We start from the raw sequence: 11,346 nt of genomic DNA on the forward strand, positions 1-11,346 counted from the left end.
ACCGCTTTTTTGTAAAAAAGCAGCAAAAAACTTTTTTAATCTGGGCCGTGGGCGGTTTCACCAGCAAGACCCTACGAATAAACGTTTTTTGCTTCTTTTTTTACAAAAAAAAGGAAGTCCTAACCTAACCCTTATACCGCGCTAAACTCCCGGCAATCGCCGCCTCGGCCGCCGCACGACCCTCCCAACCGGTCACCTTCACCCATTTCCCCTTTTCGAGGTCCTTGTAGTGGGTGAAAAAATGCTCGATCGCATCGCGCGTAATCGTCGGCAACTGCGAAACCTCGCTGATATCGCTCCATTGCGGGTGGATCTTGTCATGCGGCACGCAGACGATCTTTTCGTCCATCCCCGCCTCATCCTCCATCCGCAGCACACCGATCGGCCGCGCCCGGATCACCGCACCCGGCACCACCGCCGCCGGCGTCAACACCAGTGCATCCGCCGGATCACCGTCATCGGCCAGCGTCCCCGGGATGAACCCATAAGCCGCCGGATAGGCCATCGGCGTGAACAAAAACCGATCGACCATGATCGCCCCGCTATCCTTGTCGACCTCATATTTCACCGCCGACCCCTGCGGGATCTCGATCACCACATGAATATCCGACGGGGGCGCCTTGCCGGCCGAAAGCTTGCTCACATCCATGGAAACACTCTCCTGCTAATCCCGCGCGCCTCATACAAGCCCAGCCCGCCATTGCCAATCGCCCCCCTTGCCCAGACCGAGCGGCTTGCTCATACAGGCGCGGTGTGCGCCGGTAGCTCAACTGGTTAGAGCGGACCGCTCATAACGGTTTGGTTGCGGGTTCAAGTCCTGCCCGGCGCACCACGCAATTAGCGCAAGGCCAACCGGCTCAGGCCCGCTTGCCAACCGGCAGCGTCACCAGCCCGAACGGAAAGAACCGATCACAGCCTTGCAGCTTCAACGACACCGCCGCATCGATGCCCCGGGCGCGATGCGACGCAGCCAGCGCGGCGAGCGTCGCGATCGCGGCACTACGCTCGGCATCCTCGGCACACACGTTGAGGAACCCCGCCTCGGCGGGCTTCGCGGCATCGGCCTGCCGCCGCAGGCGCCGGGCACGTGCATCGACCTTTTGCGCACGGAGACAAAGCTCAATCGCCCGGGCAAACGCCTGCTCACTCATCCGGCGCAACGTCGCCTGGAACACCACCGGGTCTGTCGCATTCAACTCGGCAATCCGCTCCCGCGCCTCGGTCTCAGCCACATCGATCAGGTCAAACGGCAGGATATCGAGCCCATACCGTTCCGATAGCAGATCCGCCTGCATGATGTCCGGCTCCACCGCAATCAACGCATCAAGATCAAAGCAGCGTAACTCCCGGGGAAATCTGACGACATTTGTATCAGTATAGGTCAAAAACACGGGTGGTTCCTTGTTCGGTTTTGTTGAAATCGGCAGGACGGATGTCGAACACGGCCAATTTTGTAACAGATGAAGAACAAAAATACGAAATCACGATTCGCGTACTGCCCACGGGCATGAAGGCGCTATGGTTCCGGTGGGTGCAACGCTGCGGTTCATCAAATGTCCAAAATCTGGTTCGATACATGGATTATGCGACTGTGACTACGCAATTGCGGTCCGCTTGGATGTGATCAACGTCACATAGCAGCACGAGAAGGGTCGCCCGCCCTTGCCGCCCCAACCGAACCGCGCGACACATGAAAACGAGGAGACGGCCCATGAGCGAAACAATCCACCATCTCGCAACACGCCATACCGGCCCCGCCGCAATCGGCGCGCCGGGCCAACCATGGCTCGACGGCACCGGCCTCGCCACGCTGGTCCGCGCCACATGCGCCACGCTGAACGCCCACGGCATCGGCCGGGGCGACCGCGTCGCGATCGTGCTGCCCAACGGCCCGGCAGCCGCCACCGCCTTCATCGCCATCGCCGCCATGGCGGCCGCCGCCCCGCTCAACCCGGCCTATACCGAGGCGGAGTTCGAATTCTACCTGGACGATCTCCGCCCGCGCGCCGTCATCGTGGCAGCCGGCGCCGCATCGCCTGTCCGCACCGTCGCATCCCGGCTCGCCATCCCATTGATCGAACTCACCGAAACCGCCCCCGCCGGCGCCTTCACGCTCGATTGTACAAGCCTGCCCCAAACCCCGACATCCCGTCCCGGCCCCGCCGAACCGGACGACGAGGCCCTGGTCCTCCACACCTCCGGCACCACCGCGCGGCCGAAAATCGTGCCGCTTACCGGCCGCAACCTCGCCGCATCCGCCCACCACATCGCGACCAGCCTCGCCCTTAGCGCCGATGATACCTGCCTGAACGTGATGCCGCTGTTCCACATCCACGGCCTGGTCGCCGCAACGCTCGCCTCTCTCGCCGCCGGCGCGCGCGTCTGCTGCACGCCGGGCTTCAACGCCTTCCGCTTCGCGACCTGGCTGCACGACGTCCAACCAAGCTGGTACACCGCCGTCCCGACCATGCATCAGGCCATCCTGATGCGCGTGCGCGGCGAGGCCGAGGCTATGCGCGCCGCCCGCCTGCGCTTCATCCGCTCCTCCTCCGCCTCGCTGCCGCCGCAGGTCATGGCCGAACTGGAAGACGTGTTTGCCGCCCCGGTGATCGAGGCCTACGGCATGACCGAGGCCGCTCATCAAATGGCCGCGAACCCGCTGCCGCCACGCCCCCGCAAGCCCGGCTCGGTCGGCCTGCCCGCCGGCCCCGAAATCGCCATCATGAACGACGCCGGCACCCTGCTCGAGCACGGCGCCACCGGTGAAGTCGTCATCCGCGGCCCCAACGTCACCCTCGGCTACGCCGGCAACCCCGAAGCCACCGCGCGCGCCTTCACTAACGGCTGGTTCCGCACCGGCGATGAAGGCCGCCTCGATGCCGATGGCTATCTGCACCTCACCGGTCGGCTCAAGGAAATGATCAACCGCGGCGGCGAAAAAATCAGCCCGCTCGAAATCGACGTCGCCCTCCTCGATCATCCGGGCGTCGCCGAAGCCTGCACCTTCGCCGTGCCCCACGCCAAACTCGGCGAAGAGGTCGCCGCCATCGTGGTACCGCGCCCTGGCAGCACCCTCACCGCGCAGGACGTCCGCGATTTCGCCGCCGCCCGCCTCGCACCGTTCAAAGTGCCCCGCCAGATTCTGATCATGGATGCCATCCCCAAAGGCGCCACCGGCAAGGTCCAGCGCATCGGCCTCGCCCAGCGCCTCGGGCTCGTCGCCGCATGAGCCGGATCTGCGTCTTCGGCGCCGGTGCCATCGGCGGCCTGGTCGCAGCAAGGTTGCAGGCCGCCGGCACCGATGTGTCAATCGTCGCGCGCGGCCCCCATCGCGCCGCCATCGAGGCGAACGGCCTGATCCTGTTCTCCGGCGGCGAACGCATCGTCACGCACCCCCGCGTCGCCGACGCAGCCGACCTCGGCCCGCAGGATTACGTGCTGATCACGCTGAAAGCCCAGGGCATCGAACCCGCCCTGCCGCAACTCCGCCCCCTGATCGGCCCCGCCACCACCATCATCGCCGCCATCAACGGCATGCCCTGGTGGTACACCCACGGCCTGCCCGCCCCCTTCACCAATCGCCGGATCACCGCGGTCGATCCCACCGGCGCCGTCACCGAGGCGCTGCCGCCCGGCCAGACGCTCGGCTGCGTGGTCTACCCCGCCGCCGAAATCCTCGAACCCGGCGTGATCAACCACACCTACGGCGACCGCTTCGTGCTCGGCGAACCCGACGGCACGCGCACCGACCGCGCCGAGACCATCAGCCGCACTCTGATTGCCGCCGGGCTGAAAGCACCGCTCCGCCCGCGCATCCGCGACGATATCTGGGTCAAGCTCTGGGGCAACATGGCCTTCAACCCGATCAGCGCCCTCACCGGTGCCACGCTCGACCGCATCACCGCCGACCCCGGCACCAGCGCCGTCGCCCGCGCCATGATGGCCGAAGGCCAGGCCATCGCCGAAGCGCTGGGTGCCCGCTTCAGCATCGATCTTAACAAGCGAATCGCTGGCGCCGCCGAAGTCGGCGCCCATAAAACCTCGATGCTGCAAGACCTCGAACGCGGCCGCCCGATCGAAATCGAAGCCCTGCTCGGTGCCGTGGTCGAAATCGCCGGCTGGGTCGGAATCCCGGTCCCGATCAGCACAACCATCCTCGCCCTCACCCGCCAACGCGCGCAGCGCTAGCTAGGACCTCGCTCAGCCCGCGATCCCCAGTTCCGCCACCATGATATCCCGCATGATGAATTTCTGGATCTTGCCGGTCACCGTCATCGGAAACCCCTCGACGATGCGGATATGGCGCGGGATCTTGTAATGCGCGATCTGCCCCTCGCAGAACGCCGCGATCTCCTCAGCCGTCACGCTCTCGCCCGCCGCCGGCTGAATCCACGCGCACGGCACCTCGCCGAACCGCGCATCCGGCACCGCGAACACCGAGGCCCCGGCCACTTTCGGATGACGGAACAAAAACTCCTCGACCTCGCGCGGATAAATATTCTCCCCACCCCGGATCACGATATCCTTGCTGCGCCCCACGATGGTGCAATACCCCTCGGCATCGATCACGCCGAGATCGCCGGTATGCATCCACCCTGCCGGATCAATCACCTCGCGCGTCTTCTCCGCCTGATCCCAGTACCCGAGCATTACCGAATACCCGCGCGTGCAAATCTCGCCCCGCTCACCCACCGGCACGATCCGCCCCTCTGGATCGATAATCTTGACCTCCAGATGCGGATGAATCCGCCCCACCGTCGCCACCCGCCGCTCTGCCGTATCATCCACCGCCGACTGAAAACTCACCGGCGATGTCTCGGTCATGCCATAGCAAATGGTAATCTCGGGCATATGCATCCGCTCCATCACCCGCCGCATCACCTCGATCGGGCAGGACGTCCCGGCCATAATGCCACCCCGCAGCGATGACAGGTCGAATTCGCCAAACGCAGGATGCTCCAACTCCGCAATGAACATGGTCGGCACACCATACAGATGCGTACACCGCTCCGCGCTCACCGCCGCCAGCGTCGCACGCGGATCGAACCCCTCACCGGGATAGATCATCGCCGCCCCATGCGTCACCGCCGCCAGATTACCCATCACCATGCCGAAACAATGATACAGCGGCACCGGGATGCAGATCCGGTCCCCCGCCCGCAGCCCGATCCCCTCGCCCACGAAAAATCCGTTGTTCAATACATTATTGTGCGACAAGGTCGCTCCCTTCGGCGCGCCGGTCGTCCCCGAGGTGAACTGGATGTTGATCGCATCATCAAACTGCAAATCCAGTCGCAACCGCGCAAGCACTGCGCGCGCTGCCTCGGTCGCCGCGGCGGCCACATCGTCGAACCGCATCATCCCCGCCGGCGCCGGCCCATCGCCGATCACGATCCGCAAGCGCAGATGCGCAAGCCGTGCCGGCGGAATACTCTCCAGCATCGCAACGTAATCGCTGCTCTTGAACTGCCGCGCCAGCACCAGCGCCTTGCACTGCACGGCATTCAAGGCGAATTCCAGCTCGGAAACCCGATACGCCGGATTGACCGTGACCAGGATCAACCCCGCCTTGGCCGAAGCGAACTGCAATACCGCCCAGGCGACATTGTTCGGCGAAAAAATCCCGATCCGGTCGCCCCGCTCAAGCCCCAATGCAATCAACCCGGCCGCGCACGCATCAACCTGCGCATTGAACGCCGCATAATCCAGTCGCACGCCCTCGGAACAAGCAACCAACGCCTCCCGTGCCGGATGCGCCCGCGCCGCCGCCTCCAGCGCCGCCCCAATCGTCACGCCAAGCCGCGGCGTTGTGCTCAATCCCTGGACATAGCTGGGTGTCATGACGTCACTCCGATTTTTGCTGGAGCCTAGACCACGGATCACCGCGTGGGAATGCCGACGGCGAGACAGCTCAGCATCACGATTCGCCATTTACAACCGAGCCAAACGAACTTATAAATCGATTAACCCGACCGGGTTGCACGGTAAACACGTCCAATTCAATCAATCCGACAAACAATGTCATGCGGAGGAACCAATGAATCGTCGCCACAATCGGCCATCCCCTGCCCGCGCGCTGAAATGCCTGCTCGCCGCCGCCACGGCCAGCACCATCGCTCTGTCCGCCGGTGTCCCGGCCCACGCCGCAGCGCCCAAGACCCGCGTCGCCATCATCGTCCGTGACTTCGGCAACCCGTACTGGCGCGCATTGCGCGACGGCGCCGTCGCCGAAGGCAAAAAACTCCATATCCCCGTCAGCGTGCAGGCCGGCGCCACCGAAACCGACTCGATCGGCGAAAACGCCAAAATCTCGACCATGGCGAACGAAAACTTCACCTGCTTCGGGGTCGTTCCGGTGAATGCCACCAACATCATCACACCACTGATCCCGGTGTCGAACAAACACATCCCGATCATTAACCTCGACAGCGGCCTCGACCCCGCCGCCGTCAAAGCCGCCGGCCTCACCATCACCAGCTTCATCGGCTCCGACAACACCAACGCCGGCCAGATCGCGGGCGCCTACATGTTGAAAATGCTGCATGACAAAGGCAATGTCGCCATCCTGCAAGGCATCCCCGGCGAAGAAAACGGCATCAACCGCGATAATGCCTTCCGCAGCACAATCGCCGGCAAACTCACTGTCGTTCAGGCCGAAGCCGCCGACTACGAACGTAGCCGTGCCCTGACCGAAGCCGAAGCCATGCTGCGCGTCCACCCGAACCTCAACGGCATCTTCGCCGCCAACGACGAAATGGGCCTCGGCGCCGCGCAAGCCATCGCCAACGCCGGCAAATCCGCCACCATCAAAGTCGTCAGCATCGATGGCGTCAAAGAAGCCCTCGAATCGGTCAAATCCGGCAAACTGTCCGGCACCGTCTCGCAATACCCCTACGCCGAAGGCGAAATGGCCGTGCAGGCCTGCCACCAACTCGCCATGGGCAAATCCATCCCCGCCCACGTCACCGCACCCATCAAACTGATCACCCCCGAAAACGCCGCGAAAGCCCTGAAATCCTTCCCCCGCCCCTTCTTCACCTTCACCGACCCGTTCGGCACACCCTGAGACCGATGCTCATGGGGATTGGCGTGTCGGCTGAGCAAGGCCAGGGGGCTCTGCCCCCTGGACCCCCGTTAAAGGCGGAGCCTTTAAAATCCACTAGTTTTAGGCAAGGGGAGGGCGCTACCTCGGTAGCTCCGTCGATCTGGCCTGGACAGCCGCCCCCTTGCCTAAAACTAACGGGTTCTAAGGGCTCCGCCCTTAGCGGGGTCGAGGGGCAGAGCCCCTCGCCTTCTTCGTCCCACAAGCCAACCCCCACAACCATAGGTCTAAGCGTATGACCAACCGGGTGGGGGTGATGCTGCGGGACCCGGGGTTTTGGGGGGACAATGCGGCGTTGATCGGGTTGGTGGTGATTGGTGCCGTGTTTTCGGTATTGACGCCATTTTTCCTGACCTGGGCGAACATCAGTGACTTGCTGGTATCGGCGTCAATTTTGCTGGTGTTGGCCACGGCGCAGCAGTTTTCGATTGTCACAGGCGGCATCGATCTGTCGATTGCGGCTAACCTGCCTTGGGCGGCGGTGGTATTCGGGCTGGCCTACAATGGCGGGGTGGGCATGCCGGTTTCGATCATCGCGGCGATCCTGGCGGGTACGCTGGTCGGTGTGGTGAACGGTCTGGTGATCGCGAAGCTGAAGGTGAACGATTTCATCGCAACGCTGGGCATGCTGGGCGTGATGAACGGTGTCGCGCTGATCGTCAGTGGCGGGCAGTCCTTTGCGGTGAACAGTCATTTCCTGCAGAGTCTCGCTCTGGGTTCGATCGGCCCGATCCGGTATTTCTACCTGATTGCGATTTTGATCGCGGTGGGCGCGCATCTGTTGTTCACCCACACCGCGTTCGGCACGCATGTGCTGGCGACCGGCGGCAACCGTGATGCCGCCCGCAACATGGGCATTCCGACCGACCGGATGAAAATCGCGGTCTATGTGATCGATGGTGCGCTGGTCGGCTTGGCGGCCATTTTGCTGGTTGCGCGCACCGGTGGGTCCGACCCGTCCTTGCAGACCTCGCAATTGCTGACCTCGATCGCCTCGGTCGTGCTCGGCGGCAGTTCGCTGTTCGGCGGCAGGGCGGCGGTGCTCGGCACGGTGGCCGGCGCGCTGGTGCTGACCACGCTGTTGAACGGGTTCACGCTGCTGCAGGTGTCGGAATATTATCAGCCGATGGCGGTCGGCATCGTCGTCATCGCCGCCGCGGTTCTGAGCCGGTTGCAGAAATAATGACCCCCATTCTCGAAATCCACGATCTGAAAAAATCCTTCGGCGCGGTCGAAGCATTGCGCGGCGCCGAACTGATCTGCCCGGCCGGCGAGGTCACCGCCCTGGTGGGTGACAACGGCGCCGGCAAATCCACACTGATCCGCTGCATCACCGGCGTGCACCCGCCCGATGCCGGCACGATCGCCTTCAAGGGCGCGCCGACCCATTTCACCTCCCCGACCGAGGCCCGTGCGGTCGGAATCGAAACGGTGTATCAGGATCTCGCTTTGGTCGAAGATCTCACAGTGTGGCAGAACATGTATCTCAACCGCGAGCTCAAGCGCGGCATCGGCCCGTTCCGCTGGCTCGACCGGCGCCGCATGATCGCTGAAACCCATGCCAAGCTCAGCCGCCTCCTGGTCAACATGCCGCCGGTGCGCGCCAAGGTGCGTCGCCTGTCGGGCGGTCAGCGTCAATCCATCTCCATCGGCCGCGCGGCAAGCTGGGGCTCGGCTCTGGTCATCATGGATGAGCCCACCGCTGCACTCGGCCTGCGCGAGCGCGGCGCGGTCGAAACCCTGATCGGCAATCTGCGCGGCGAGGGCATCGCGCAACTGGTCATCAGTCACGATCTCGAGCAGGTCATGCGCATCTCCGACAGTGTCTGGGTCATGCGCGCCGGCCGCACCATCGCGCATTGGCGCACGCAGGAGGTCGACCGCACCCGCATCGTCGCCGCCATCGCCGGCGGCCAGGTCTGATCGGCCGGTGAAGCGCGCCCGCGGTCCAACCCTGCGCGATGTCGCAAACAGTGCCGGCGTCTCTACCGCCACGGTGTCGTTCGTCCTGAACAACACCAAACCGGTCGCCCCGGAAACCCGCGCCCGGGTCGAGGTCGCGCTGGCCGCGCTCGACTACCGGATCAGCCCGTCCGCGCGCGCCCTGCGCACCGGCCGGCACCATGCAATCGGGCTGCTCCTGCCCGACCTCGCGAACCCGTTCTTCCCCGCCCTCGCCCAAGCCGTCACCGATGCCGCATGGGCGCGCAATCACGCCCTCATCCTGGCCAGCAGCGGCAGGGATCCGGCAACCGAGGCCGAAGCCCTGGCCGCCCTGGCCGAACGCGCCGACGGCATCATCTGGATTCCCAACACCGATGCCCCGCATCCCCTGCCCACCGGCCCCACCGTGATTCTCGATCGTCCCAGCCCGGCCCTCGCCGCGTTCGACAGTATCAGCGCCGACCACCGTGCCGGCGGCGCTTTGGTCGCCGCCGCGTTTCGCGCCCAGGGCCGGCACCGCATCGGCCTGCTCGCCGGACCCGCCGCCTCGCCGAGCGCAGCCTCGCGTATCGAAGGCTTCCTTGCCAACGCCGCCGGTCTCTCCCTCATCTGGCACCACGAACTGCCCTTCACCTTCGCCTTGCCAGAAGCCGCCACCGCCTGGCTTGCCGACCCGCGGCTTGATGGCGTGTTCGCTGCCAGCGATGTCGTGGCGATCGGCGCCCTGCGCATTCTGCGCAGCCTCGGCCGCATCGTGCCGCATGATGTCGCGGTGATCGGTTTCGACGATATTCCTTGGGCCGCGCTCACCGAACCCCCGCTCACCACCATTCGCCAACCCGTCACCGCCCTCGGCGCACAAGCCGTCGCCACCCTGTTCGACCGCATCGCCCACCCCGACCGCGCCGCGACCCAGCACCGCCTGCCGGTCTCCCTGATCGAACGCCAATCCACGCCATGATCGTCCTCGGCAGCGCGAACATGGATATCGTGGCCCGCGCCGAGCATGCTCCTGCCGCCGGCGAAACCGTGCTCGGCCGCGACTACGCGCTCTACCCGGGCGGGAAAGGGGCCAACCAGGCCGTCGCCGCCCGCCGCGCCGGTGCCGCGATCACCTTCATCGGCAGCCTCGGCCAGGATGCCTACGGCGAAGCCCTGCTACACGCCCTCACCGCGGAAGCGATCGACTGTGGCGCCACCATCCGAACCGCCACTCCCACCGGCATCGCCATCATCACCGTCGAAGCCGGCGGCGAAAATCGCATCATTGTCATCCCCGGCGCCAACCACGACCTCACAGCCGACCGCCTGCCGCCGACCATGCCGCCCGCCACCATTCTGCTGACCCAGCTGGAAATCCCCATCCCCACCGTCCTCGCCGCCGCTGCCCGCGTCCGCGCCACCGGCGGCACCACCATCCTCAACGCCTCCCCGATCGCCGGGATCGACGCCGCCACATCCACCCGCCTGTGTGCCGCCGCCGACATCCTGCTCGTCAACGAAACCGAAGCCGCCGCCCTGCTCGGCCTGCCACGTCTGAATGACACCGCCGGTGCCGCCGCCCGCCTCGCCACCGGCCGCCGCGCCGCCGTCATCACCCTCGGCGCCGATGGCGTCGCCTGGGCCAGCGAACAAGGCACCTTCGCCCTGAAACGCCACGACGTTCCCGTAGTGGACACCACCGGCTGCGGCGATGCCTTCGCCGGCGGCTTCGCCGGTGCGCTCGAACGCGGCGCCACCCTCGCCGATGCCGTCGCCTTCGGCAACGCCGCCGGCGCCCTTGCCGCCACCAAACCGGGCGCGCAACCGGCCATGCCCACTCACGCCGAAATCAACGCATTGCTCAGCACCTAAGGACATCACCATGCTCCGCGGCCTCGATCCCCTGCTCACCGCCGATCTGCTCCATGCCCTGCGCGCCATGGGTCACGGCGACACCATCACGATCGTCGATGCCAATTTTCCCGCCGCCGCCTGCGCCAAACGCCTGATCACCGCCCAGGGCAGCGATGCCAGCGCCATGCTCCGCGCAGTCCTCAGCGTGCTGCCGATCGATGATTTCATCCCCCACCCGCTGCTCACCATGCAGGTCGTCGGCGAGCCCGCAACCATCCCCCCCGCCGTCGCCGAACTCCGCGCCATCGCAACCGAAGCCGGCGCCGCACACGCCCAAATGGCCACCACGGACCGGCACGATTTCTACCGCATCGCCCGCGAAAGCTTCGCCATCGTCGCCACTGGCGACCGCCGCCTTTACGCCAACATCGCCGTTACCAAAGGCGTCATCCGGCTCGCCTGAG

Annotated in this window: 11 protein-coding genes and 1 tRNA gene; 9 read left to right on the forward strand and 3 right to left on the reverse strand. The window is 65.2% G+C overall.

Annotated features, from left to right (window positions below; translation table 11 throughout):
- Window positions 1-124 precede the first annotated feature (124 nt).
- The gene (gene ppa / locus AruPA_RS12075; RefSeq protein ID WP_265636958.1) at window positions 125-649 is read right to left on the reverse strand and encodes an inorganic diphosphatase; all 525 of its coding nucleotides are present in this window, start codon (window positions 647-649) and stop codon (window positions 125-127) included.
- 106 nt (window positions 650-755) lie between these two features.
- On the opposite strand from ppa, the gene AruPA_RS12080 reads away from it, so the two are divergent.
- Window positions 756-832 (forward strand) — tRNA-Ile (locus tag AruPA_RS12080).
- Window positions 833-857: 25 nt separating this feature from the next.
- Here AruPA_RS12080 and AruPA_RS12085 read toward each other — a convergent pair.
- Window positions 858-1,310 carry a hypothetical protein gene (locus AruPA_RS12085; protein WP_265636959.1) on the reverse strand — a complete coding sequence of 151 codons (453 nt, stop codon included), beginning with the start codon at window positions 1,308-1,310 and terminating at the stop codon, window positions 858-860.
- Window positions 1,311-1,711: 401 nt separating this feature from the next.
- Here AruPA_RS12085 and AruPA_RS12090 point away from each other — a divergent pair, with 401 nt between their 5' ends.
- Together AruPA_RS12090 and AruPA_RS12095 are read left to right on the forward strand one after the other, a co-directional pair.
- On the forward strand, window positions 1,712-3,229 hold the full coding sequence (locus AruPA_RS12090; RefSeq protein WP_265636960.1) for an acyl--CoA ligase: 1,518 nt from the start codon (window positions 1,712-1,714) through the stop codon (window positions 3,227-3,229).
- Entirely contained in the window at window positions 3,226-4,188 is a 963-nt protein-coding gene (locus AruPA_RS12095) for a 2-dehydropantoate 2-reductase (RefSeq protein WP_265636961.1), read from the forward strand. Before AruPA_RS12090 ends, AruPA_RS12095 begins: the two co-directional genes overlap by 4 nt.
- 12 nt (window positions 4,189-4,200) lie before the next feature.
- Here AruPA_RS12095 and AruPA_RS12100 read toward each other — a convergent pair whose 3' ends face one another.
- Window positions 4,201-5,841, reverse strand: a complete 1,641-nt coding sequence (locus tag AruPA_RS12100) for an AMP-binding protein (protein ID WP_265636963.1) — start codon at window positions 5,839-5,841, stop codon at window positions 4,201-4,203.
- A 196-nt stretch (window positions 5,842-6,037) separates the two neighbouring features.
- On the opposite strand from AruPA_RS12100, the gene AruPA_RS12105 reads away from it, so the two are divergent.
- From AruPA_RS12105 to AruPA_RS12130, 6 genes are all read left to right on the forward strand, one after another.
- Complete coding sequence (locus AruPA_RS12105) at window positions 6,038-7,066, forward strand: substrate-binding domain-containing protein (RefSeq protein ID WP_265636965.1); 1,029 nt, start codon at window positions 6,038-6,040, stop codon at window positions 7,064-7,066.
- Window positions 7,067-7,337: 271 nt separating this feature from the next.
- Window positions 7,338-8,285 carry an ABC transporter permease gene (locus AruPA_RS12110; RefSeq protein ID WP_265636966.1) on the forward strand — a complete coding sequence of 316 codons (948 nt, stop codon included), beginning with the start codon at window positions 7,338-7,340 and terminating at the stop codon, window positions 8,283-8,285.
- On the forward strand, window positions 8,285-9,025 hold the full coding sequence (locus AruPA_RS12115; RefSeq protein ID WP_265636967.1) for an ATP-binding cassette domain-containing protein: 741 nt from the start codon (window positions 8,285-8,287) through the stop codon (window positions 9,023-9,025). Before AruPA_RS12110 ends, AruPA_RS12115 begins: the two co-directional genes overlap by 1 nt.
- 7 nt (window positions 9,026-9,032) lie before the next feature.
- A complete protein-coding gene (locus AruPA_RS12120) occupies window positions 9,033-10,007 on the forward strand; it encodes a LacI family DNA-binding transcriptional regulator (RefSeq protein ID WP_265636968.1) in 975 nt (324 codons plus the stop codon).
- Complete coding sequence (locus AruPA_RS12125) at window positions 10,004-10,900, forward strand: ribokinase (RefSeq protein ID WP_265636969.1); 897 nt, start codon at window positions 10,004-10,006, stop codon at window positions 10,898-10,900. The genes AruPA_RS12120 and AruPA_RS12125 overlap by 4 nt, the downstream gene beginning before the upstream one ends.
- A gap of 10 nt (window positions 10,901-10,910) precedes the next feature.
- Entirely contained in the window at window positions 10,911-11,345 is a 435-nt protein-coding gene (locus AruPA_RS12130) for an RbsD/FucU family protein (protein WP_265636970.1), read from the forward strand.
- Window position 11,346 lies beyond the last annotated feature (1 nt).

This window comes from Acidiphilium sp. PA (genome assembly GCF_026191915.1).
Classification (GTDB): Bacteria; Pseudomonadota; Alphaproteobacteria; order Acetobacterales; family Acetobacteraceae; genus Acidiphilium.

Coding starts and splice junctions, on each gene's coding strand:
- ppa (WP_265636958.1), bottom strand. CDS start 649: ATGGATGTGAGCAAGCTTTCGGCCGGCAAGGCGCCCCCGTCGGATATT.
- AruPA_RS12090 (WP_265636960.1), top strand. CDS start 1,712: ATGAGCGAAACAATCCACCATCTCGCAACACGCCATACCGGCCCCGCC.
- AruPA_RS12095 (WP_265636961.1), top strand. CDS start 3,226: ATGAGCCGGATCTGCGTCTTCGGCGCCGGTGCCATCGGCGGCCTGGTC.
- AruPA_RS12100 (WP_265636963.1), bottom strand. CDS start 5,841: ATGACACCCAGCTATGTCCAGGGATTGAGCACAACGCCGCGGCTTGGC.
- AruPA_RS12105 (WP_265636965.1), top strand. CDS start 6,038: ATGAATCGTCGCCACAATCGGCCATCCCCTGCCCGCGCGCTGAAATGC.
- AruPA_RS12110 (WP_265636966.1), top strand. CDS start 7,338: ATGACCAACCGGGTGGGGGTGATGCTGCGGGACCCGGGGTTTTGGGGG.
- AruPA_RS12115 (WP_265636967.1), top strand. CDS start 8,285: ATGACCCCCATTCTCGAAATCCACGATCTGAAAAAATCCTTCGGCGCG.
- AruPA_RS12125 (WP_265636969.1), top strand. CDS start 10,004: ATGATCGTCCTCGGCAGCGCGAACATGGATATCGTGGCCCGCGCCGAG.
- AruPA_RS12130 (WP_265636970.1), top strand. CDS start 10,911: ATGCTCCGCGGCCTCGATCCCCTGCTCACCGCCGATCTGCTCCATGCC.